Annotated in this window: 22 protein-coding genes and 1 pseudogene; 11 read left to right on the top strand and 12 right to left on the bottom strand. The window is 71.6% G+C overall.

The features are described 5' to 3' along the window. Positions 1-90: 90 nt before the first annotated feature. The 3 genes from IE239_RS02965 to IE239_RS02955 all read right to left on the bottom strand — a co-directional run bounded on the left by IE239_RS02965 (position 91) and on the right by IE239_RS02955 (position 3,707). On the bottom strand, positions 91-1,101 hold the full coding sequence (locus tag IE239_RS02965) for a lysylphosphatidylglycerol synthase transmembrane domain-containing protein (protein WP_190147631.1): 1,011 nt from the start codon (positions 1,099-1,101) through the stop codon (positions 91-93). Between the two features lie 483 nt (positions 1,102-1,584). After that, entirely contained in the window at positions 1,585-3,018 is a 1,434-nt protein-coding gene (locus IE239_RS02960; protein ID WP_190147630.1) for a sensor histidine kinase, read from the bottom strand. After that, positions 3,015-3,707, bottom strand: coding sequence for a response regulator transcription factor (locus IE239_RS02955; RefSeq protein ID WP_190147629.1), 693 nt, complete (start codon positions 3,705-3,707; stop codon positions 3,015-3,017). The genes IE239_RS02960 and IE239_RS02955 overlap by 4 nt, the downstream gene beginning before the upstream one ends. A 152-nt stretch (positions 3,708-3,859) precedes the next feature. On the opposite strand from IE239_RS02955, the gene IE239_RS02950 reads away from it, so the two are divergent. From IE239_RS02950 to IE239_RS02920, 7 genes are all read left to right on the top strand, one after another. Next, complete coding sequence (locus tag IE239_RS02950; RefSeq protein WP_190147628.1) at positions 3,860-5,197, top strand: ferredoxin reductase family protein; 1,338 nt, start codon at positions 3,860-3,862, stop codon at positions 5,195-5,197. Positions 5,198-5,207: 10 nt separating this feature from the next. After that, complete coding sequence (locus IE239_RS02945) at positions 5,208-5,615, top strand: FMN-binding protein (protein WP_190147627.1); 408 nt, start codon at positions 5,208-5,210, stop codon at positions 5,613-5,615. A 22-nt stretch (positions 5,616-5,637) separates the two neighbouring features. Next, the gene (locus IE239_RS02940; RefSeq protein WP_190147737.1) at positions 5,638-6,351 is read left to right on the top strand and encodes an FAD:protein FMN transferase; all 714 of its coding nucleotides are present in this window, start codon (positions 5,638-5,640) and stop codon (positions 6,349-6,351) included. A 381-nt stretch (positions 6,352-6,732) separates the two neighbouring features. After that, positions 6,733-7,887, top strand: a complete 1,155-nt coding sequence (locus IE239_RS02935) for an ABC transporter ATP-binding protein (RefSeq protein ID WP_190147626.1) — start codon at positions 6,733-6,735, stop codon at positions 7,885-7,887. Next, positions 7,884-8,600: an ABC transporter permease gene (locus IE239_RS02930; protein WP_190147625.1), complete on the top strand. Its 717-nt coding sequence runs from the start codon at positions 7,884-7,886 to the stop codon at positions 8,598-8,600. Before IE239_RS02935 ends, IE239_RS02930 begins: the two co-directional genes overlap by 4 nt. Further along, positions 8,597-9,265 (top strand): ABC transporter permease, encoded by a 669-nt coding sequence (locus tag IE239_RS02925; RefSeq protein ID WP_190147624.1) that lies wholly within the window; start codon positions 8,597-8,599, stop codon positions 9,263-9,265. Before IE239_RS02930 ends, IE239_RS02925 begins: the two co-directional genes overlap by 4 nt. A gap of 128 nt (positions 9,266-9,393) precedes the next feature. After that, positions 9,394-9,792 (top strand): VOC family protein, encoded by a 399-nt coding sequence (locus tag IE239_RS02920; protein ID WP_190147623.1) that lies wholly within the window; start codon positions 9,394-9,396, stop codon positions 9,790-9,792. 263 nt (positions 9,793-10,055) lie between these two features. On the opposite strand, the gene IE239_RS02915 is transcribed toward IE239_RS02920, so the two are convergent. Then, entirely contained in the window at positions 10,056-10,937 is an 882-nt protein-coding gene (locus tag IE239_RS02915) for an NAD(P)-dependent oxidoreductase (protein WP_190147622.1), read from the bottom strand. 97 nt (positions 10,938-11,034) lie between these two features. Between IE239_RS02915 and IE239_RS02910 the strand changes: the two genes are divergently transcribed. Next, complete coding sequence (locus tag IE239_RS02910; protein ID WP_190147621.1) at positions 11,035-11,385, top strand: winged helix-turn-helix transcriptional regulator; 351 nt, start codon at positions 11,035-11,037, stop codon at positions 11,383-11,385. Between the two features lie 275 nt (positions 11,386-11,660). Here the strand turns inward: IE239_RS02910 and IE239_RS02905 are convergent, their stop codons facing one another. Genes IE239_RS02905 through IE239_RS02890 form a run of 4 tightly spaced genes read right to left on the bottom strand, consistent with a single transcriptional unit; the run spans position 11,661 to position 16,293 of the window. Then, positions 11,661-12,260: a GTP-binding protein gene (locus IE239_RS02905; protein WP_190147620.1), complete on the bottom strand. Its 600-nt coding sequence runs from the start codon at positions 12,258-12,260 to the stop codon at positions 11,661-11,663. Continuing rightward, entirely contained in the window at positions 12,247-12,690 is a 444-nt protein-coding gene (locus IE239_RS02900) for a DUF742 domain-containing protein (RefSeq protein WP_069767593.1), read from the bottom strand. The genes IE239_RS02905 and IE239_RS02900 overlap by 14 nt, the downstream gene beginning before the upstream one ends. 31 nt (positions 12,691-12,721) lie before the next feature. Continuing rightward, the gene (locus IE239_RS02895; RefSeq protein ID WP_190147619.1) at positions 12,722-13,198 is read right to left on the bottom strand and encodes a roadblock/LC7 domain-containing protein; all 477 of its coding nucleotides are present in this window, start codon (positions 13,196-13,198) and stop codon (positions 12,722-12,724) included. Then, on the bottom strand, positions 13,195-16,293 hold the full coding sequence (locus IE239_RS02890) for an ATP-binding protein (protein WP_190147618.1): 3,099 nt from the start codon (positions 16,291-16,293) through the stop codon (positions 13,195-13,197). The genes IE239_RS02895 and IE239_RS02890 overlap by 4 nt, the downstream gene beginning before the upstream one ends. Positions 16,294-16,692: 399 nt before the next feature. Between IE239_RS02890 and IE239_RS02885 the strand changes: the two genes are divergently transcribed. Next, positions 16,693-17,652: an ABC transporter substrate-binding protein gene (locus IE239_RS02885; RefSeq protein ID WP_190147617.1), complete on the top strand. Its 960-nt coding sequence runs from the start codon at positions 16,693-16,695 to the stop codon at positions 17,650-17,652. A gap of 329 nt (positions 17,653-17,981) precedes the next feature. Beyond that, positions 17,982-19,988 carry an aromatic amino acid ammonia-lyase gene (locus IE239_RS41765; protein ID WP_229877726.1) on the top strand — a complete coding sequence of 669 codons (2,007 nt, stop codon included), beginning with the start codon at positions 17,982-17,984 and terminating at the stop codon, positions 19,986-19,988. A gap of 25 nt (positions 19,989-20,013) precedes the next feature. On the opposite strand, the pseudogene IE239_RS02870 reads toward IE239_RS41765, so the two are convergent. Next, a pseudogene (locus IE239_RS02870) lies at positions 20,014-20,199 on the bottom strand (AbfB domain-containing protein); the annotation flags it as partial. A gap of 48 nt (positions 20,200-20,247) precedes the next feature. Between IE239_RS02870 and IE239_RS02865 the strand changes: the two are divergent. After that, positions 20,248-20,664, top strand: a complete 417-nt coding sequence (locus IE239_RS02865) for an ankyrin repeat domain-containing protein (protein ID WP_190147616.1) — start codon at positions 20,248-20,250, stop codon at positions 20,662-20,664. Positions 20,665-20,797: 133 nt separating this feature from the next. Here IE239_RS02865 and IE239_RS02860 read toward each other — a convergent pair whose 3' ends face one another. The 3 genes from IE239_RS02860 to IE239_RS02850 are packed head-to-tail and all read right to left on the bottom strand — an operon-like array spanning position 20,798 to position 22,191. Then, a complete protein-coding gene (locus IE239_RS02860) occupies positions 20,798-21,406 on the bottom strand; it encodes a GTP-binding protein (protein WP_190147615.1) in 609 nt (202 codons plus the stop codon). Continuing rightward, the gene (locus IE239_RS02855) at positions 21,393-21,755 is read right to left on the bottom strand and encodes a DUF742 domain-containing protein (RefSeq protein ID WP_190147614.1); all 363 of its coding nucleotides are present in this window, start codon (positions 21,753-21,755) and stop codon (positions 21,393-21,395) included. The genes IE239_RS02860 and IE239_RS02855 overlap by 14 nt, the downstream gene beginning before the upstream one ends. Position 21,756: 1 nt before the next feature. Then, positions 21,757-22,191, bottom strand: a complete 435-nt coding sequence (locus IE239_RS02850; protein WP_190147613.1) for a roadblock/LC7 domain-containing protein — start codon at positions 22,189-22,191, stop codon at positions 21,757-21,759. Positions 22,192-22,197: the final 6 nt, after the last annotated feature.

The raw sequence follows: 22,197 nt of genomic DNA, 5'->3' as shown, positions 1-22,197 counted from the left end.
AGGCTGACGGCGGTCTCGGCGGTGCCGGTGGCCTCGGCGATGCCGGCGGTGACGGCGGTCTCGCTGGATGACGCGAACGGCTGACGGCGCTCACAGCTGCTTTCGCTGCACGAGCGCCGACAGCACCAGCATCCCCGGCAGCAGCGGAACCCAGACCGTCAGCACCCGGTAGCCGATGACCGTCGCCGTCGCCAGGGGGAGCGGGGCGCCGTAGCCGGCCAGGGTGAAGACCAGGGCCGCGTCGAGCGGGCCGATGCCGCCCGGCGCGGGGACGGCGCCGGCCGCGGTGCTCGCCGCGAGGAACGCGAACAGCAGCTGTGGCCAGGACAGCGGCAGGCCCAGCGCCGTTCCCACCGAGGCCACCACGCCCGCCTGGATCAGCGGGGCCGCGACCGCTCCGCCCCACAGCGGCAGGAATCGGGAGGGGCGGCTGTGCAGGCGCCGGGCGTCGGTGAGCGCCGTGCGGACGAAGTCCAGGGCGGGTCGCCGCAGAGGCCGTACGAGGACGTACAGCGCCACGGCCGCCGCGGGCGCCAGCAGGAGGCCGATGGCGGCCACGACCAGCGTGCGGCCTTCCGGGAGAAGCCGGGCAGGGGGCGCGGCGGCGGGCGCGGCGAGCACGAAGACCAACACCAATGGCGTCTTCGCCACCGCCCTGACCAGGGAGTACAGCCCGATCGATGCGGTGGCCCGGGGCAGCGGGACGCCCTGGCGCAGCAGGAACCGGACGGTGACCGCGTGGGCGCCGATACTCGCGGGCAGTACATGGTTCGCGGCGCCCGCGGCGATCTGCGATGCCAGCAGCAGGCCCGGCGGCAGCCGCTCGGGGATCGCGCCCTGACGGGCACAGGCGGCGGCGACCGTGCCCAGGTAGGTGAACAGGAGCCCGAACAGCAGCCACCAGGGGTCGGCGGCGGCCAGCCGGGCGGCTCCGTCCTGTACGGCACGCCGGTCGAGCGCCGCCCACACCGCGAGGAGCAGCAGCGGAAGCAGGACGAGGGCGCGGCGGGCCGCGGTGGCGCCCGGCGGACGGCGGCGGACGTCCGCGACCGGGTCCGGGGACGCGGTCTCGTCCGGGGGCAGCAGGGGAAGCAGGGGCACGGCGCACGTCGTCCTTCCGCGTCGTGACCGCGCGGCGGCGGTGTGACGGATCGGGGGCGGGCCTGGTGAGGCGGCGGGGGAGTGATGCCCCTCCGGCGTGACGGTGCGGTGTCCGGCAGCCGACGGAGTGCGGGCCGAAGGGCGACCGCGGTGCGGTGGTGCTGGGGAGGCGCGGTGAGGCTGTGTCATTTCTGCCCGCGCGTCCCGCGGTTCATCCCCGGCCTTCGCCGAGGCCCGCCTGCCCGGGACGCCGACCGGCGACGACGAACGCACGATCGTCCACGAGGACGTCGCCCGGGTCCGGGCGACGCCGGACCGAGCGTGTCCACCCACCTCCGCCACCTCCGCCACCGACGAGGGCCGGGATGCCGCGCGCTCCGTTCGGCCACGTCACCGACCGGGAGGACCCACAACGGCGGACACCGAAGCACGACGTCACACAGGCGCAGCACCCGGGGCAGTCATGCACGGCGTCCCGGACGGTCACAGGGGCAGAGTCACCGTGAACACCGTGGTCCTCGCCGAGGGGTTCAGTTCCAGCGTGCCGCCGTGCGCCTGGACCAGTGAGCGGGCGACCGACAGGCCCAGACCGCTGCCGCCGCGGTCGCGGCTGCGGGCCTTGTCGACGCGGTAGAAACGGTCGAAAACGCTGTCACGGTCGTCGGGCGGGATGCCGGGGCCCTGGTCGGCCACGTGGATCCGCGCCGCTTCCGGCGAGACCGTCACCTCGACGCGGACCGGCGTGCCCGCCGGGGTGTGCACGGCGGCGTTGGTGAGGAGGTTGTCCAGTACCTGACGGATGCGGTGGGGGTCCATCCACAGCGGTACGGCCGCGGGACCCGGCGTCACGCTCAGCGGATGGCCGGGATGACTCGCGCGGAAGGCGTCGGCCGCCAGCTCGACCAGCTCGACCAGGTCGGCTTTCTCCCTCCGCAGCGGCGTTTCCACCTCGGCCGCGTCCAGACGGGCCAGCAACAGCAGATCGTCCAGCAGAAATCCCATCCGGGCGGCCTCGGCACGCAGCCGGGCCAGGTGCTTGTCCCGTTCCTCGGGCGCGTTGGCGGCCGCGTACTGGAAAAGGTCGGCGTAACCGCGTACTGACATCAGGGGGGTGCGCAGCTCGTGCGAGGCGTCGGCGACGAAGCGCCGCAGGCGCTGCTCGGCCTCCGCGCGCACGGCCAGCGAGTCGTCGATGTGCTCCAGCATCGTGTTGAACGCCGTACGCAGCTCCTCCACCTCGGGGCCGCCGCCGAGGGAGTCCGCGCGCAGGGGGAGGCGGGAGGCCGACTCGGTGAGGTCGTGCGAGGCGATGCCGTGCGCGGTGTGCGCCATGTCGCTGAGCGGATTCAGCCCGCGCCGCAACAGCGCCCGGCCGAACAGCACCAGCGTCAGCAGGGCCAGGCCGAAGGTGACGACCTGGATCGTGATCAGCTGACCGACGGTGTCCTCGAGGTCCTCCAAGGGCGCGCCGCTGACCAGCACCACCCCCGGCTCCACCGCGCAGGCGCGCAGCCGGTAGTCCCCCTCGCCCGCGAGGTGCGCCGTGCTCAGCACCTCGGCGTCGGCGGCCGTCTGAGCCTTGGCAAGGGCGGTGAGGGCGTCGACGTCCCCGGGCACGTCACCGGGGTCCTCGGGCTTGCGCAGGACGGGTTCGCCATCGCGTATGTCGTACACGGCGTAGTACCAGCCCCAGTACTTCTTCCCGGTCAGCGAGCCTGAGTCCACGATGCTCTTGGACTGGGCGACCTGGGCGATGGCGAGCTGATCGTCGAGCTGCGCCGACAGGTAGTCGCGCATATAGGTGGTCAGGGCCGTTCCGACCACCGCGAACACCACCAGCGACAGCGCGCCGAGACCGAGCGCCAGCCGCGTGCCGAGTCGCAGCCTCCGGTAGGACTGCCGGTGCCGGGCGATCACTCGGCTGTCTGCCGGATGACGTATCCGAAACCGCGTACCGTCTGGATCAGCGGATCGTCGCCCGTCGCGTCGAGCTTGCGGCGCAGCCGGCTGACGACGAGTTCGACGACGTTGGAACGGCCGCCGAAACCGTATTCCCAGACATGGTCGAGGATCTGCGCTTTGGTGAGCACCGTCGGCGACTTGCGCATCAGATAGCGCAGCACCTCGTATTCGGTGGGGGTGAGCGTCAGGAGCCTTCCGTCGCGCCGGACCTCCCGGGTGTCCTCCTCCATGACGAGATCCGCCACCCGCAGCACGGACCGCTGGAAGCCCGGCCCGGCGCTGCGTCGCAGCACGGTCCGCAGCCGCGCCATCAGCTCTTCCACGGCAAACGGTTTCACCAGGTAGTCGTCCCCGCCCCGGGTCAGCCCGGCCACCCGGTCGGCGACCCCGTCGCGCGCCGTCAGGAAGACGACCGGCACCATCGTGCCGGAGCGCCGCAGACGGTCGAGCACGCCGAAGCCGTCGAGGTCCGGCAGCATCAGGTCGAGCACCACGATGTCAGGTCGGAAGTCGGCGGCCCGACGCAGCGCCTCTTCTCCCGAGTTGGCGGTCACGGCGTCCCAGCCCTCGTAGCGGGCGACCGTCGCCACGAGGTCGGCGATCGGCGGGTCGTCGTCCACGACGAGGAGTCGTACTTTTTCCACCCGTCCATAGTGCGCCACCCGCCCCACGACGCCGGCCCCGCTTCCGGTCTGCGCGCGGATCGATAAGATCTTGAAAGTTGTACGACAGAAAAATGACAGCAAAACACGGAGAAGCTCTGTGTCCTGAGGCCCCGATCTAGGAGTTTCCTTCCGTGACGACCGTCCAGTCGCCTCCCGCGCCCCCCACGGCGATCCGGCCGAAAGTGGTGGCCCGCACCGGCCTGTACACCGTGCTGGCCGCGAACGCGGCCATCGTTACCTGGTTCGCCGTACAGGCGGGCTTCGCCTCCAACGCGCTGGTCGTCATAGGCCGGTTCGCCGGTCTGTACGCCGCCCTGCTGATGGCGTTCCAGCTGTTGCTGGTGGCCCGCCTGCCCTGGCTGGACCGCCGCATCGGCATGGACCGGCTGACCAACTGGCACCGCTGGACCGGCTTCGGTCTGCTGTGGACGCTGGTCGGACATGTGGTCTTCATCGCCTTCGGTTACGCCGAGTCCTCCTCGATGAACCCCGTGAGCCAGCTCGTCGACCTCGCCGAAACCGTCGAAGGCGTTTTCCGCGCGGTCGTCGCGATGGGCCTGATCCTGGTGATCGGCGGCGCCTCGGCCCGCTGGGCCCGCCGCCGGCTCGCCTACGAGACGTGGCACTTCATCCACCTGTACGCCTACGTCGCCGTGGTGCTGGCCTTCACCCACCAGGTCGCGGCCGGGACGACGTTCACGACGTCGTCCGCCGCCACGGCCTACTGGTACGCGCTGTGGGCCGTCGCCCTGGGCTCGGTCCTCCTGGGCCGCGTCGTCCTGCCGCTGTGGCGGAACTGGCGGCACCAACTGCGCGTCGAGGCGGTCGTGCACGAGGCCGACAACGTCGTCAGCGTGTACATCACCGGCCGCGACCTGGACAGGATGCCCGCCCGGGCCGGCCAGTTCTTCCTGTGGCGGTTCCTGACCAGGGACCGCTGGTGGCAGGCGAACCCCTTCTCCCTGTCGGCCGCACCCGACGGCACCCGGCTGCGGCTGACCGCGAAGGCGGCCGGCGACGGCTCCGCCGGACTGCGCCACCTCGCACCCGGCACCCGCGTCTTCGCCGAAGGCCCCTACGGAGCCTTCACCGCGATGCACCGCACCCGCCCGGAGTCCGTGCTCATCGCCGGCGGGGTCGGCGTGACCCCGATCCGGGCGCTGCTCGAGGAGATCCACGGGCACGCGGTCGTCATCTACCGGGTGGCCGGCGAGCGCGACGCCGTCCTCTACGACGAGCTGCGCGAGCTGGCGCTGGCCAAGGGCGCCGAACTCCACCTGGTCACCGGGCCGTCGGTGCCCGACCGGCTGGCGCCGCGCGAACTGGCCGCGCTCGTACCGGACATCGCGCAACGCGACGTCTTCCTGTGCGGGCCGCCGCCGATGATGAACGCGGTCCTCGGCACTCTGCGCGAGCTCGACGTGCCCAGGACGCAGATCCACTTCGAGCGCTTCAGCCTGGCGGGATGAGAGAGAGATCGTGAAACGAGCACTGCCTGTCCTGGTCCTGTCCGTTGCGGGCCTGATCCCGGTCTGGCGCTACGAACCGTCGACCGGTACGGCCTCCACCACCGTGGCCGTCTCGACGCCCCCCGCGTCCGGCTCGGCCTCCACCTCCGCCGCGGGGTCGGAGGTCCTCACCGGCACGACCGTCAGGACGGAGAAGGGCGACGTGCAGGTCCAGGTCACCTACGACGGCGACAAGATCACGGCAGTGAGGATGCTGAAGCAGCCGAATCATCCGCAGACGACCGCCGCGGTGCCGAAACTGATTGCAGAAACGCTTACCGCGCAGAGTGCGGACATCGACACCGTTTCCGGCGCGACTCTCACGAGCGACGGCTACAAGGAGTCCCTGCAAGCCGCGATCGACGCGAAGGGCGCGTGACGTGCAGCGCGTCGAACACGTCATGGGGTTCCCGGTCTCCCTGCGGATCGACGATCCCGTCGCCGCCGAGGAGACCGGGGACGCCGTGTTCGCCTGGCTGCGCGCGGTCGACGCCCGTTTCAGTCCCTTCAAGGCCGACAGCGAGGTGTCCCGCCACGGCCGGGGCGAGCTGTCGGCCGACGAGCTGAGCGCCGATCTCGTGCACGTCCTCGACATCTGCGAGCGCTACCGGGCGGCCACCGGTGGCGCCTTCGACGTGCGGCTGCCCGGCCGTGGGCTCGATCCGTGCGCCGTGGTCAAGGGCTGGTCCGTGCAGCGCGCGGCCGAGCTGCTGACCAGCGCCGGTCTCCGCCGGTTCTGCCTCAACGCCGGCGGCGACGTGGTCGTCTCCGGCGGCCCGTGGCGGGTCGGCGTCCGGCACCCCGCGTTCGCCGACAGACTGTGCGCCGTCCTCGACCTCACCGACGCCGCCGTCGCGACCTCCGCACGGTACGAGCGCGGTGACCACATCATCGACGGCCGCACCGGACGGCCCGTCACCGGCGTCGACAGCCTGACCGTAGTGGCCCGGACCCTGACCGAGGCCGACACCGTCGCCACGGCCGCCTTCGCCCTGGGCGCGGAGGGGGTCGACTGGGCGGCGGCGCAGGAGGGCTGCGAGGTGTTCGCCGTGCTGCCCGGCGGGCGCGTCCTGCGCAGCGCCGGCTTCCCGACGGCGGACGCGGCGGCCGCGTGAGCGCCGAGGCAGGGGCGCCGGGAGCGGGGGCGGCGGGAACGGGGTTGCCGGGAGCGGCCGTGCGGCTCCTCGGACGCGGCCCGGCGGTCCTCGCCCGGCGCCCGGGCCGAGTACGGCGCCCCCGCCACGGCAACGCCGCTGCCGCTGAGCGGGGTTGACGACGCGGGGGACAGGACGTCCGTTTCTGCGGCCCGGTCCGGTCCGCTCGCCGCTGTGTTTCTGCAACATCGGTCTGCCTGCCGGTGCCGCTGTTCCGGCGTCGGCGGCGGACCGCTGATCTGGTGAGCGGTCTAGACTCTCCCCGCAATGACCTGGACTCGATCGGTCGAGTAAGGGTCGAATACGGGCGGAAATTGCCAGACCCGAAGGGTATTCGGCGTTTTGATACGGATAGATTCAGTCACCAAGCGGTACCCGGACGGCACGGTGGCGGTCGACCGGCTCTCCCTCGACATACCGGACCGTTCGATCACCGTCCTGGTCGGCCCCTCGGGCTGCGGCAAGACGACCACCCTCCGGATGATCAACAGGATGGTCGAGCCCAGTGAGGGCGCGATCCTCATCGACGGCGTCGACAGCCGGCAGCAGCCGGTCAACACCCTGCGCCGGGGCATGGGTTACGTCATCCAGAACGCCGGACTCTTCCAGCACCGCACGATCGTCGACAACATCGCCACCGTGCCGCGGATGCTCGGCTGGAGCAAGGACAAGGCCCGCGCGAGGGCCCGCGAGCTGATGGAACGGGTGGGGCTCGACGCCTCGTTCGCCAAGCGGTACCCCTACCAGCTCTCCGGCGGCCAGCAACAGCGCGTGGGCGTGGCCCGGGCGCTCGCCGCCGACCCGCCCGTGCTGCTGATGGACGAGCCCTTCTCCGCCGTCGACCCGGTCGTCCGCAAGGGTCTTCAGGATGAACTCCTGCGCATCCAGGCGGAGTTGGGCAAGACGATCGTTTTCGTCACGCACGACATCGACGAAGCCGTCAAGCTGGGCACGATGGTCGCCGTACTGCGCACCGGTGGCCGGCTCGCCCAGTTCGCGCCGCCCGCCGAGCTGTTGTCCGACCCCGCCGACGCGTTCGTCGAGGACTTCCTCGGCGCCGACCGCGGCATCCGACGCCTGTCGTTCTTCTCCTCCGCCGGCCTGGAGTTGCTCACCGCCCCGGTCGTGGCGATCGACGCCACCGCCGAACAGATCGCCGCCCGCGGCGCGGCCGAGTCCCCCTACGTCCTCGTCACCGGTCTGGACGGCCGTCCGCTGGGCTGGAGCGAGCCCGACCGGCTGACGGCCGGACAGATCGACGTGGGCCGACTGCTGGCATGCGGGCGGCCGTTCGTCGCCGGGCAGGACTCGCTGCGGGCCGCGCTCGACTGCGCCGTCCTGTCGCCCACCGGCTGGGCCGTCGCCGTGGACCACGAGGGCCGGGCCGCCGGAGTGGTCTCGCAGGACTCCATCGCCGAGGCCATCCGCGGCGCCCACGCGGCAGGCCGTGAGGAGCCGAAGACCATCAAAGCCGGCGCCCGGAAGGTCATCCGGTGAACCGCTTCTTCGACATCCCGAGCGATCTCCAGCACGACTGGCTCGGCCTGATCGGTCTGCACCTGCGCGAGGCCCTGCTGCCGGTGCTGGCCGGGCTGCTGCTCGCGCTTCCGCTGGCCCAGCTGTGCGTGCGGCTGCGCTGGCTGTACCCGCCCGTGCTGTGGGCGACGACCGTGCTCTACGCGATCCCGTCCCTGGCCTTCTTCGTCGTCCTCATCGACTACACCGGGCAGACCGAGCTCACGGTGATGATCCCGCTCACGATCTACACCCTGATGGTGCTCGTGCCGGCGATCGTCGACGGCGTCCGCTCGGTGCCGCAGGAGACCCTCGCCGCCGCGACCGCCATGGGCTTCGGCCCCGTACGCCGTTACGCCCAGGTCCAGTTGCCGATCGCGGTGCCCGCCATCATCGCCGGTCTGAGGGTGGCTACCGTCTCCAGCATCAGCCTCGTCAGCGTGGGCATGCTGATCGGCAACCAGGGCGCGCTCGGCAACCTGCTGCACGACGCGCAGATCTACAACCGGCCGGAACTCGCCTGGAACTCCGTGCTCACCAGCGCTGCCCTCGCGGTCCTGGCGGACGTCCTCCTGGTCGTCGTGCGCGTCCTGCTCACCCCCTGGATGCCGACCGGGCGGAGCGGCGGCCGGTCCAGGGGCGCAGGAGTCCGGCCCGACCCCGCCGTGCCCGCCCTGGAGGACGCAGCCCGGTGAACGTACTCAATTTCGTGAGCGCTTTCTTCAGCGACAGCGCCCACTGGCACGGTTACGACGGAATTCCCACCCGCCTGTGGGAACACGTCCAGTACTCCTTGGAAGCGCTTGCTCTCGCCGCCGCGATCGGACTTCCCGTCGGCCTGGTGACCGGCCACTACGGACGCGGCGGAAACGTCCTTTCCCTGTTCGCCACCGCGGCCCGGGCACTGCCCACCTTCGGTCTGCTGGTGGTCACGACGATCGTGCTCGGGTTCGGCATGCTGCCGGTGATGATCCCGCTGGTCATCCTCGCCGTCCCGCCGATCCTGGTCACCACCTACGAGGCGGTGCGCTCCGTCGACCCGTCCCCGGTGGACGCCGCGCGCGGCATGGGCATGCGCGAGGCCGACGTCCTGCTGCGCGTCGAACTGCCCGTCGCGCTCCCGCTGATCTTCGGCGGACTGCGCTCGGCGGCCATCCAGATCGTCTCCACGGCCACCATCGCCGCGTACGTCAGCCTCGGCGGCCTCGGCCGCTACATCGTCGACGGTCTCTACCAGCACGACTACGAGAAGGTCGTGGGCGGCGCGGCCCTGGTCGCCGGGCTCGCGCTGGTGACGCTCGCGTTGTTCTGGGCGGCGGCCAAGGCGGCCGTCTCGCCGGGGGTGCGCAGGAGTACCTAGATGATCGCTTCCGGGGCCGGGGGCCTCAGTGTTCCCGGATCTGCCGGACGGGCGGCGCGGCCCATGCAGGCGCCGTAGGCCCCGTAGGCTGAGCCCCCGTCCGCACTGTCCCAGGGAGTGGGGGAGTAATGACGAGCAGGTTCACCGAGTTGGTCGTCGACTGCCACGATCCGGAGCGGCTCGCGGCCTTCTGGTGCGCGGTCCTGGGCTTCGAGGTGATCGACCGGAGCGAGGGCAAGGTCGAGATCGGTTCCTGGACGCCGACCGTCGAGGAGGTCCGGGCGCGCCAGATGCCGCCCACTCTCGTGTTCATCCGGGTGCCCGAGGGCAAGACCGTGAAGAACCGGCTCCACCTCGACGTCACCCCGATCGACGGCAGCACCGACGACGAGGTGGCCAGGCTGCTCGGCCTCGGCGCAGCCGAGGTGGACGTGGGCCAGGGCCCCGGCCGGAGCTGGGCGGTCATGGCCGATCCCGAGGGCAACGAGTTCGACGTCCTGCGCACCCTGGCGCCGTCCGACCAGTGACCCGGGCCGGAGGTTCGTCGTTGGTTCGGCACGGGTCGTCCGGTCCGAGGACTTCGCCGCCGGGGAGCCGGAAGAAACAGCGCCGGTCCGATCCTCCACCAGGCCGTCCACGACCTGCGGCCCCTCCTCACCGTCCGCACCGCCGCCCGCCTCGCCTGCCACCGCGACATGCCCGTTCTCGTACGAACCCGGCCGAGCAGTCACCGGGAGGCGCGTCGAGGTCCCGGTCGAGCGCCGACTACGGCCTGTTGCGGAAGCGCTGGTCAGCGTACGAGCAGGTCGATCACGCCCGTCAGATCCTCCTCGCCGCCGCCCTCGGCCAGGCGGCGGCGCATCAACTGGAAGTAGGGGTGCAGCAGTTCCGGACTGACACCCTGCTGTTCGGCGGTTCGCAGGAAGGTCGGCGTGCCGGCCACCTGCATGGCGAGGTTGGAGACGACGCCCTGGGTGTAGTCTCCACTGCGCAACTGGCCGGCGGTCCGGTGAACTGCCGGGGCCATCGCGACGAGCCAGTCGGCGAGCAGCGGGGCGAGCGCCGCGGGGTCGATGTCCTCCTTGCGGATCAGGGCGAAGGCGTGCGCGGCCCCGGCGAACATCCCGTACATGGCGCTGAGCAGGGCCACGTCGTGCAGGGCCGCGAAGCCCGCGTCCTCACCGACGTAAGTGACGCCGACCGGGACGCCCAGGGTCCGCCGGTGCCGCTCCAACAGCTCCCGCGAGCCGCTGTAGAAGACGTAGCCGCCGGCCTCCGGCACGCCGACCATCGGAGGGACGGCCATGATCCCGCCGTCCAGGTAGCGGGCGCCGCGCTCGCGGGCCCACTCGGCGCGGGCGCGGGCCTGGGCAGGGGTGCTGGTGGTCAGGTTGACCAGATCTCTGTCGGCCAGGTCGGCGCCGGCCAGCACCTCGTCGACCGAGGCGTCGTCCAACAGACAGACGACGACGAGGGTGTTCGCCGCGACCGCCGCAGCGGCGCTGTCCGCGACCCTTGCCCCCGCGGCGGCGAGCGCCTCGGCGCGGACAGGGGTGCGGTTCCAGACGGTGAGCGGGTGGCCGGCGGCAAGCCAGGTACGGGCCAGCGCGGCGCCCATCGCGCCGAGGCCCAGCAGCGTGACGGGAGTCTTCTCAACAGTGTTCTGTGCCATGCCGATTAGGGTGGTCACAGGCCCCGGAACGATCAAGTACGCACTTGGCGGTGGGTGGTTACCCCGGGGTGAGCGAGCACGTCGGAGAGGTGGGGGCATGACGACGTCGAACCGGCCGGGTGCACCGGGCAGACATGTCTGCGGGATCGATGCCGCGATGGAGGTGATCGGCGGCAGGTGGAAGGTGCTGATCCTGTGGGCGCTCCACGAGCACCCCTGCCGCCGCTTCGGCGAGCTGCGGAGACTGCTTCCCGGCATCACCGAGAAGGTGCTGGCCTCCCACTTGCGTGAGCTGGAAGCGGACGGCGTCGTGCGCCGCGTCTCCTACGACGAGGTGCCGCCCCGCGTCGAGTACTCGCTGACCGAGGACGGCAAGCGCCTCAACGAGGCACTCCGGCCGCTGGCCGCCTGGGGCCGCGAGCGGCCGGCCGACCACTCGGGGGGCTGAGGAGAAGGCAGGCCGGGGCATGGGGTGAACGCGCCGGTCACAGCCCCTTGTCGATGGCCGCGACCAGCACGGTGGCTCTGTGGCGGACGGCGAGTCCGTCGTGTCGAGGGGCCGCCGCCCGGTGGCGTCTCAGCCGGTCGGCGCCGCACTCCGTGGTGTGGCCGCGGCCCGGGGAAACACCGTTTCCCGGGCCGCGGTTCCGTTTCCGAGCGCTCGTCGCCTGGCGCCCGGCACCCGGCGCTCGTAGCCCGGCGCCCGGCCGTGTTCGGATCTCGTCAGCGTTCCGAACGGGCCAGAGCCTGTTCCAGCACGACGAGCAGTGCGTCCCGTACGGAGCCGCGCTCGCGCGCGTCGAAAACCAGCAGCGGAACGCCGTCAGAGACGTCGAGGGCCCATCGGACCTCCTCCAGCGTGTGCGCCACCTGGCCGTCGAAAGCGTTTACAGCAACGGCGAACGGGATCTGCTTGTGCTCGAAGTAGTCGACGGCGGCGTAGCAGTCGTCGAGCCGGCGGGTGTCGACGATGACCAGCCCCCCGACCGCGCCCTCCACGATGTCGTCCCACATGAACCCGAACCGCTCCTGTCCGGGCGTGCCGAACAGATACAGCTTCAGCGTCGGGTCGATGGTGATGCAGCCGAAGTCCATCGCGACCGTGGTGGTGGTCTTGCGAGGGGTGTGACTGAGGTCGTCCACACCCGCCGCGACCTCGGTGATCGCCGCCTCGGTGGTCAGCGGCTCGATCTCGGAGATCGAGCCGACGGCCGTCGTCTTGCCCACGCCGAAGCCGCCCGCGATCACCAGTTTCACCGGTAGCGGCGGCCGTACGGCGGACTGGCCGGCCGAGGCGCGGACCAGCGGTTCAGTCGGTGTCACGGAGTACTCCCCGGGAGTCGGGGATGGCCCGCAGGCCATCGATAACCCTGCGCAGGACGGACGCGTCGTGAGTGACGCCGGAGTCGGGCACGTGCACCGACAACTGCCCCGCCGTCCGCAGGTCCTCGGCGAGGACGCGCACCACGTTCAGGTGCAGCCGCAGCCGGGCCGCGATCTCCGCGATCGACTGCGGGACGCGGCAGGCGGCGACGATGTCGTGCTGCTCGAAGGAGAGCCGGCCGAGTGCGTCGATCCCGTCGGTGGTGGCCACCAACTGGGTCTCCACGGGCATCGTCCGGCCGGACGACGCCTCGCCCGAGCCGCCCGCGACCCGTCCGGCGGTGACCAGGAAGGGACGGACGGCGGGCGCGGGCCCGACAGGGGCGACGCCGTCCTCGCCGGCCCCGCGCGGGGTGCGGCCGTCCGCCATCGGTGTTCGCTTTCTCTACGGTGGCACGCGGTCAACGCGTACGCGTGGCGCCGACGCTGTTCTTCAGCTCCAGGACGAGCTGCGGACTGAGCGCGGTGCCGGCGCGATTGGCGAACACCGTCATCTCGTAGGCGATGTTGCCCAGCTTGGCCTCCTTGTCGGTGACCACGCCGAGCACGGCGCCGCTGCCGATCGCGGAGACCAGGACGTGACCGCCCTCCAGGTCGATGATGACCTTGTTCAGGCCGCCGAGGCCGTAGTTGCCGGAGGCGCCCGCGGCCAGACTGGTGATGCCCGAGACGATCGCGGCCAGCCGTTCGGAGTCGGCGTGCTCGCGCAGCTCAGACACGGCGATCAGCAGCCCGTCGGACGACACCGCGATGGCGTCCACGACCCCCGCGGTCTCGGTGGCGAAACGGTTGAGCAGCCAGGTGAAGTCGGCTGCGGCGGCCCGCAGATCGGTCGGTCTGGCATCTCCGGCGGGAGTCTCACCTGTCGACGTGCTCACTGCTCGGCTCCTTCCGGAAGGTGGTTCTGGTGGTGCGGTGTGCCCCGGCCGGCGATCGGGCCGGCGATCGTGCCGGTCCGGTCGGACGGGGCGGAGGGGACGGACGGGTCGGACGGCGCTGTCCGATCGGTCCGGTCGTGCTGATCGTCGGGCCGGTGATTGGGCTGATCGTCGGGCCGGTGGTGCTGATCGTCGGGCCGGTGGTCGGATCGGCCTTCGTTCCGGCGTCCGACCGTGTCTTCGGCGGGGGAGAGGGGCCGGGCGTCGGCGCGGACGCCGGAGGGGCCGGCGTGCTCGCCCGTGTCGCTGCCGCTGTCCCGGTGAGCCCGGGCCACGGCCGCCTCGAACTCCTCCAGCGCGTCGCGCACGGCGTCCGCGTCGGCGGGGCGGGCCGCCCGGCGCGCCGTCTGCTGGGCGGCGGCGTCGGCGGTCGTCCGCAGCGTGGCGCCGCGCACCCGTCGCCGCAGGGGACGGGAACCGTCGCCGTCGCCCGCGGGCACCTCCACGTCTGCCCGGGCGGACGTCGCCGCCGACAGGGCCTCGGACCCGGCTCGGGAGGAGGCGGCGCCGACCGGAGCCGTGGGGTGGCCGGTAGGCCCGGCGGGCTGGGCGGGGCCGGCGGGGTGGCCGGTAGGGCCGGCGGGATCCGCGGGACGGCGAACGTCCTGTTCGGTCTGTGCGGCCTGTTCGGTGACTTCGGCCCTTCCGTCATGGGCTGTGACGGTTTCCGTGGCGCGGCCGCCGGGGAGCCCCGGGCGGTTCACGGAGGCGGCGGAGCTGTCGCCGAGGGCGGCCGTGCGGGCGTGGGCGGCGGACTCGGCGGTGCGCGAGCGGGCCGGGGGCCGGACGGCGGGAGCACCGGGCGTCGGGTCCTCGGCGCCGGCCTTCGCGGTGAGCGAGGGTGCCGTCTCCCGGTCGGCGGGTGACGGGTCGCGGCGGGGGACCCGGCGAGGCAGCGCGACCGGATCGTCGTCCTCCCGCGTGGCCCAGGACGGGACCGAGGCCGACGGCGAGGGACCGGCCGCGGGGGCCGCGGGAGCGGACGCGGCGACGGCCGATGCGACGGATGCGACGGATGTGCCGGTCGTCCCGGGCCTGCCCGCCGCATTCACCTCGCTCGTCGTCAGGAGCAGCGTCGAGGGGATCATCACCTCGGCCGTCACGCCGCCGCCCGGGGTGCGCGACAGGGTGACGTCGACGTCCCAGCGGCGGGCGAGCGCGCCGACGACGAACAGACCGAGCACCTTCGTCGGGACGACGTCCAGGCGCTCGCGGCGCACCAGGCGGGCGTTCTCCTCGGCGAGGCGGTCGGCGCTCATGCCCAGACCGTGGTCGGAGACGGTGACCGACGCGCCGTCGTCGTCGGAGCCCACGACCACCTCGACGGGGCTGCCCTCGGGCGAGAACGACACGGCGTTCTCGAGGAGTTCGGCGATCATCAGCGTCAGGTCGCCGATGATGTCGGGTTCCACCATGACGTCGGTCGCGGCCCGCAGCCTTACCCGCTGGAAACCCTCGATCTGGCCGAGGGCGGCGCGCACGACGTTGGTGAGCGCGGTCGGCCCGGCGTCCAGGACGGTCTCGCGGATGCCCGCGAGCAGCATCAGGCTGTCGGCGTTACGGCGCAGGCGCACCGCGATGTGGTCGATGGAGTAGAGACGCGCCAGCAGCGCCGGATCGGTCTCACCGCGCTCCACCGCGTCGATCAAGGCGAGTTGACGTGTCGTCAGGTTGCTGACGCGGCGCCCGACGTTGCCGAACATCTCGGCGACGTTGCGCCGGCTGAGCACCTGGCGCTCCAGCAGCGCGGCCGCGGTCGTCTGGACGTTGTTGAAGGCCTCGGCGAGTTCGCCGATCTCGTCGTCGGCGGTGACCGGCAGCTCGCGCAACCGAGGGGGGCCGGACTCCTCCGCGTCGTCGTCGGCGACCCGGGCGAGTTCGCGGCCCGCGACGTCGGCGACTTCCTGGGCGGCGCCCGTCAGCGCCAGCACCGGGCGGACCACGGAGCGGCGGACCAGGATGGAGAAGGCGATCCAGAGGGCGAAGCAGAGCAGCGCAAGAGTGAGCAGCAGGGCCGCGCGCCACTGGGCGCCGACGGCGGTGTCGTCCGCCCGGTCGGCGATCTGGTCGATGAGGGACGCGGTGATCTTCAGCCGGATCCCGGCCTGCGAGCTGTAGTCCGGGTAGGAGGCGAGCGCGTCACGGAACGCCGCGCGGATCGCGGCCTTGGACTCCGCCTGCAGCGCGCTCGGGTCCACGGCCAGTTCGGCGTAGTCCTGACTGATCGACGCCTGCGAGGAGTTGTGCTCGATGCCGCCGAACTCCTCGGACTGCGCCTCGTCGGCGAACCGGTCGAAGCGCTGCGCCTGGTAGGCGAACAGCTCGTAGGAGCCGACCGCGCCGGTGAACTCGATGAGCGCGTTGCTGTCGCCGGTGCGCGCGGAGAACACGCCGGTCTCGTAGGCGCCGTGAGCGGCATCCGCGCGCAGCAGCGAGTCGAGAAGGTTGCCGGTGAACGTGGTGGCCAGTCCGGCGTTGCGGTCCAGGTTCAGACCGTCGATGAGGCCGTCGGCCGCCCCCGAGTACGCCGGGTCGATGTTGTCGGCGGGCAGATAGCCCTGCTCGATGGTGGAGCGCAGCCCCGCCAGGCCCTGGACCTCCTTCAGGGCCTGGACCTCTGAATCCGGAAGCCGGTCGCCGAAGGCGTCGAGCACCTTCTGCACCTGTGCGTCCACGGCGAGTTGGGCCTTCCGGTAACCGTCGCTGGACGGAGTGCCGGAGCCGAAGGCCGCCTCGTGCCGGACGGAGAGCAGGATCGCCTGCTGGTGCTCGTCCTGCAGATCGGCGACCAGCTGGGCGACCTCGGTGCTGTCGCGCACCAGTTGGGCGGCGTTCCTCGCCCGGTCGGCCTCCTGCACCAGGTCGACGATGAGATACGTCAGCAGCAGGGCGATCACCGCGAGCGGGATACCGACCAGTACGTTCAGCTTGCGCTGGAAGGGCCATCGGTCGGCGAAACCCCGCAGTCCCCGACGGGCGGAGGACGATGCCGAGCGTGCCGACCGGGCGGGCGCGTCCACCTCTTTCGTGGACACCGGGCCTCCTTCAAGAGGGTGTTGCAAGCGTGCAAGGGCTTTCGCATGTGTGCATTTCCGCGCACACATGTGTCCTTGTGTGACGACACCGGAGCGGCCCCCGTACACCGCTGTGGCCGACGCCGATCGATGTGGCGGAGGCCAACTCGGGCGAGACTATCGCCTATCCGAAGGGTCGGGCGCGTCGTCCCACGTCAAGAATCCATTACGAAGCGGCTTGCGAACGCTCTCCCGGTGGCGTCGGCGAGGTACACAGGTGATCTTCCGGTCCGCGCACAAGTGATCACAGATCGAAGCCAATCGGTGATCCTGTCGCTCTTGACTGATCAAGAAGCGGATGGATTGGATCAGATCAGAGTGTTTGAGTTCTCATCAACCCCACAGCCCGGAACGGGAACCGTGACTTCCAACGCCCACAGCAGCAGGTCCCTCAGGAGCCACCCCGGTGCGACGGCCGTCGCCCTCGCCGCGATGACGGCCCTGCTGGCGGGATGTTCCTCCTCGTCCGACGACACCTCCGACCCGCTCGCCGGCGACAAGGCGGCCGGTGACACCGTGGTCGTCGGCTCCAACAACTTCGCCGAGAGCATCCTGATCGCGGACATCTACGGTGAGGCACTGAAGGCCAAGGGCATCAAGGTGTCCTACAAGCCCAACATCGGCAGCCGGGAAACCACGTACGGCCTGCTCAAGAACGGTTCCATCACCGTTCTGCCGGAGTACAACGGCTCGCTGCTGGCCTACCTCGACGCGAAGGCCGAGCAGACCTCGCTCGCGACCGTGAACGCCGCGGTGAAGGCCAAGCTCGACTCCAAGCTGACGCTGCTGGAGTCGTCGCCGGCCGAGGACAAGGACTCCGTCACGGTCAACGCGGCGACCGCGCAGAAGTACAACCTCACCGCCACGTCCACCCTCGCCGACCTGAAGGACGTCGCCCCGAAGCTGATCCTCGGCGGATCACCCGAGTTCCAGACCCGCCAGCAGGGCCTCCTCGGCCTGGACTCGGTGTACGGGCTGAAGTTCAAGTCCTTCAAGGCGCTCGACGCCGGCGGCCCGCTGACCCAGGCCGCGTTGAAGAAGGACACCGTGCAGGCCGCGGACATCTTCACCACGGACCCGACCATCACCAAGGAGAAGTTCGTCGTTCTCCAGGACCCGAAGAACCTCTTCGGATTCGCGAACGTGACCCCGGTGGTCTACAAGAGCGGGCTCTCGCAGGAAGGCGTCGACGCGCTCAACGCCGTCTCCGCCAAGCTCGACACGAAGGCCCTGCTGGAACTGGACTACCAGGTGCAGCTGCAGAGCAAGGACCCCCTCGACGTGGCCAAGGCCTGGCTGAAGTCGGCCGGCCTGGGCTGAGGTTGCGCGGCTCCGCGATCGGACGGGTCTTCCGCCCCGCGGACGCCGATGCAGTGATTCAGCGGTCCACCGTTGCCGTGCTTCACCGCACCAGCGCCGCGCCGAACCGGTGCTTCGTCGGTTCGGTGCGGCGCTGTTCCGGTGGGTCGCTGCTTCAGTGGACTGCTGCTTCGGTGGGTCGCTGCTTCGGTGGTATGCCGGTCTGTTGATCTGCGGGACCGCCGCACCGCCGCACTACGCCGCCCGCTCTGTCACCGCTCTGTCTCGTGTTGGACCGCTGGACTGCTGATCCGTTGGACGTCACCGCAACCGCTACCGCAACCGCATCCGTGAACGAACCGATCGGGATACCCCCGCACCGTGAGGGCGCCCAGGTCGTGCTGGACGGAACCACCCTCACCGTCGGCGAGCTGATCACGCTCGCCGACGGCGACGCCGTGCCCGCGGTCGCTCCCGAGGCGCGCGAACGGGCCGTGCGCTCCTGGCGGACCGCTCAACGGCTCGCCGCTTCCGGGCGGCTGTACGGCCGAGGCACCGGCGTCGGCGCGCAGCGCTCGGTGCCGGTCGAGGAGGACGACGAGACCGCGCACGGACTGCGCCTCCTTCGCAGCCACGCGGGCGGCGCGGGCGTCCTGCTCCCGGCCCGCCAGGTGCGGGCGATGCTCGCGGTGCGGGCCAACCAGCTCCTCGCCGGCGGCTCCGGCATCCAGCCCGCGTTCATCGACGCCCTCGCCGACGCCCTTCGGCTGGGAGTCCACCCGGCCGTCAACGAGTACGGCGGGATCGGCACCGGTGACCTGACGGCCCTGGCCCAGACGGGCCTGACGCTCATCGGCGAACGCCCCTGGACGACGGCGGAAACGAGGGAGACGGCGGGCCTGGGGAGGGCGGATCCGGGCGTGACGGACCCGGGGCCGGCGGACCCAGGGGTGGCTGATCCGGGGTTGGCAGATCCTGGGGCGACGGCGACGGCGACGGCGACGGCGACGGCTTCGGAGGCGAAGGCGCCGGGGCCGGCGGAGCCGGGAGCGACCGGGTCGCGGGAGGTGTCCGGGCCGCGGGAGGCGACCGGGTCGGCCGGCGTCGCCGACGCGACCGTTTCCGGAACGCGCCCTCAGGGTGCTGTAAGCGTTTCCAGCACCGTTGCCGACCCCGCGGGCACCGCCGTTGAAGCTGTTGCCGGCGCTTCTACGCCTGCGCGACCGAGCTCCTCACCTGCCGACGGTTCTCGTGGCGACGGGCACCCTGCCCCGGTGCAGTTCGTGATGGTTCCCGTCGCCCGTTCCGCCGGTGCGCCTTTCGACGCGCCTCCCGGAGCCCTCACCCAGGCGGCCCCTGACCCTCGCGCCGCCGGGACCACTGCCCCCACACCTGTCTCTCGCACCGCCGGGACTCCCGGCCCCGTCGTCCTGCGGGCGGGTGACGCCCTGGCGTTGCTCAGCAGCAATGCCCTGGTGATCGGGCAGGCCGCGCTCGCCCAGGGCGAGCTGGATGTGCTGCTGCGGGCCACGCAGGCCGTCGCCGCGCTGTCCCTCGCCGCGGTGTCCGGCTCGCCCGAGGCCTACGCCGCACCCGTGCACGCCCTGCGTCCCTATCCCGGCGCGGCCCGGGCGGCGAGCGAGGTGCGGCGGCTGCTCGGACTGGCTGACCGCCCGCGGCCGCACGCGGGCGGGCGTATCCAGGACCCCTTCGGTTTCCGGGCCTTTCCCCAGGTCCACGGTTGCGCGCTGGACGCCTGCGAGCGACTGCGCGAGGTCGTCGAGGTGGAGATCAACTGCCCCTCCGAGAACCCGCTCATGGACGCCGAAGCCGCGGCGGCCTACCATCACGGCGGCTTCTTCGCCGCGCCCCTGGGACTGGCTCTGGACGCCGCCGTGCTCGCACTGCTGCAGACGGCCCAGCTCTCGGTCGCCCGCCTGGCCGCGCTCGGCGACCCCGGACTCACCGGACTGCCCGCGTTCCTCGCCACAGGCCCCGTGAGCAGCTCGGGCACGATGATCCTGGAATACACCGCCAACTCAGCTCTCGCGGAGCTGCGTTCGTCTGCGGCGCCCGCGTCGGCGGGGCACGCCGTCCTCTCCCGGGGGCTCGAAGAGGCTGCGAGCTTCGCCGGCCAGGCCGCTCGCCAGACCCTGCGCGCGACGGACGCCTACGCCACCCTCCTGGCATGTGAACTCGTCTGCGCTGTCAGGGCGTTGAGAGTGCACCCGGAGCCGCCCCGCGTCGCGGCTCTCGTGGTGGCGACGGCGGCCCTGCCTGCGGATGCGCAGGACCGCCCGCTGACCGACGACGTCACCGCGGCCGTCCGACTGCTGCCGGTGCTGGCCAGCCTGTGAGAACGGCTTCTCGCGCAGCTCCGGCTCAGTAACCCACGTAGAACGTGGCGTCCTGCTGCTCCGCGGCCGTCGAGATCGGGCCGATGCGCAGCACGCAGTTCGAGTGCCGGAGGCAGCGGGTCGGGTTGTGGCACGAGCGGAACGACGACCAGCCGGCGTCCGCCAGGCCCGCAGTGCGGTTGAAGGTCGCGTCCCCGGCGAACGTCGACGTCTTGAATCCGCGGATCCCGTCGACGGAGCCGGGCTACTCTCGGCGACCGTGAACAGAAGACGGCAGAAGAAACTCACGTCGCGCCTGGTCGCGGCGGCCCTGTGCGGGACGGTTCAGGACGTCGACCGTCTGCTGCGAGCCGGCGCGGACCCGGCGATGGCCGACGCCGACGGAACGACCCCGCTGTACGAGGCCTGCGTCCAGGGTGCGGCCGACGTGGCGCGCAGACTGCTGGAGGCCGGCGCACCGCCCGACGCCGAGAGCGCCGGCGTCGGCGCCGAGGGCACTCCGCTGTGTGCGGCCGCCTGTTGGGGGCACGTCGAGACCGTGCGCACCCTTCTCGCCCATGGCGCGGACCCCGGACTCCGCGAGGACCACGGCACCGGACCGACGCCCCTCGAGTGGGCCGTCAAGGGGCGCCATCCGGAGACGATCACCGTGCTGCGCGCGGCCGGAGCCCGCTGACGGGAACAAGGCAGAGCTACGGGACCGGCTCGAGTGAAGTGACCGGCCCGAGCGAGACGACCTGCCTGAGACGCCGTTACCTCGGATACCTCGGATCCGGCAGGACGAGTGCGCGCGGCTCGGACGGGCGGGGTCAGCCGGGCGATGCCGACCGCAGGGTGAACTCGTCGATCAGCCGGTCGATCAGGGCGATCAGCACGTCCCGGCACGACGCACGTTCCCGCGCGTCGCACAACACCACGGGAACGCTTTCCGGCAGTGCCAGGGACTCCCTGATCTCCTCCGTGGGATACGGGTGCACACCGTGGAAACCGTTCACTGCAACGACGAACGGGATGCCCCGCCGCTCGAAGAAGTCGACGGCGGCGAAGCTGGACTCCGGCCGGCGCACGTCGATGAGAACCACCGCCCCCAGCGCACCGATCGCCAGGTCGTTCCACATGAACCAGAACCGTTGCTGGCCGGGCGTGCCGAAGAGGTACAGCACCAGGTCGTCGCCGATGGTGATCCGGCCGAAGTCGAGAGCCACGGTGGTGGCCCGTTTCTCCTCGATGCCCTTCAGGTCGTCGACGTCCAGCCCCGCCACCGTCAGCGGTTCCTCCGTGCGCAGCGGGGTGATCTCGCTGACCGCCCCGACCATGGTCGTCTTGCCGACGCCGAAGCCGCCCGCGATGAGGATCTTCACCGTGTCGGGAGCCGCTGCCGATGCGGCCGGGGGAGCGGCGGTGTCAGATCCGGCCAAGGCCGTCCCTCACTTTCTGCAGCAGATCCAGGTCCAGGTCATGGGCGCCGGTGACGGAGCGGGGCGGACGGGCCGTTATCAGTCCCGCCTCCAGCAGATCGCAGAGCATGATGACGACCACGCTGACCGGCAGATCGAGGTGGGCCGCGAGTTCCGCCACCGCGACCGGCCGGGCGCACAGCCGCAGGATCCGGCCGTGCTCCGGCTGGGGCCACGCCGTCCGCTCGGGCGGCGGGTCCACCGCGGTCACGGTGGTGATGAGCGTGAAGTCGGCGCGGCTGGGCCGGGTCCGTCCACCGGTGAGGGCGAACGGCCTGACGAGTCGGCCCGCTTCGTCGCCTCCGCTCACCTCACCCGCCGTTGGTGCGTACGGCGGGACCGACATGGGCCCGCGGCGCCGCACTGAGGTGCTCGCCGATCTTCTTCACCAGCATGTTCATCTGGTACGCCACCACCCCGACGTCCGCGTTCTTCCCCGCCAGCACGACGAGGTGGGCACCCGGCCCGGCCGACGTGAGGATCAGATAGCTGTTGGCCATCTCGATGAGCGCCTGGCGCACCGGACCGCCGCGGAAATCCATGCTGACACCCTTGCTGAGGCTCATCAGGCCGGACGCTGTCGCCGCCAGCCGCTCCGCGTCCTCGCGCAGAAAACCGGTGGACTTGCTCACCACCAGGCCGTCTTCCGAGAGCACGACGGCCTGGTTGACGTCGGCGACCCGGTCGACGAGACCCGTGAGCAGCTGGTCGAGCTGGGTGTTGGTGCCGGGGAGAGAGGGTGTCATCGCGGT

Origin of the sequence: Streptomyces humidus, assembly GCF_014649655.1 — a bacterium.
Taxonomy (GTDB): Bacteria; Actinomycetota; Actinomycetes; order Streptomycetales; family Streptomycetaceae; genus Streptomyces; species Streptomyces humidus.
This window is presented reverse-complemented; position numbering and strand designations above follow the sequence as displayed.

Bases quoted from the DNA above. Each gene is read 5' to 3' on its own strand.
- IE239_RS02940 (WP_190147737.1), top strand. From the start codon at position 5,638: ATGGGGTTCCCGGTCTCCCTGCGGATCGACGATCCCGTCGCCGCCGAG.
- IE239_RS02920 (WP_190147623.1), top strand. From the start codon at position 9,394: ATGACGAGCAGGTTCACCGAGTTGGTCGTCGACTGCCACGATCCGGAG.
- IE239_RS02915 (WP_190147622.1), bottom strand. From the start codon at position 10,937: ATGGCACAGAACACTGTTGAGAAGACTCCCGTCACGCTGCTGGGCCTC.
- IE239_RS02910 (WP_190147621.1), top strand. From the start codon at position 11,035: ATGACGACGTCGAACCGGCCGGGTGCACCGGGCAGACATGTCTGCGGG.
- IE239_RS02900 (WP_069767593.1), bottom strand. From the start codon at position 12,690: ATGGCGGACGGCCGCACCCCGCGCGGGGCCGGCGAGGACGGCGTCGCC.
- IE239_RS02850 (WP_190147613.1), bottom strand. From the start codon at position 22,191: ATGACACCCTCTCTCCCCGGCACCAACACCCAGCTCGACCAGCTGCTC.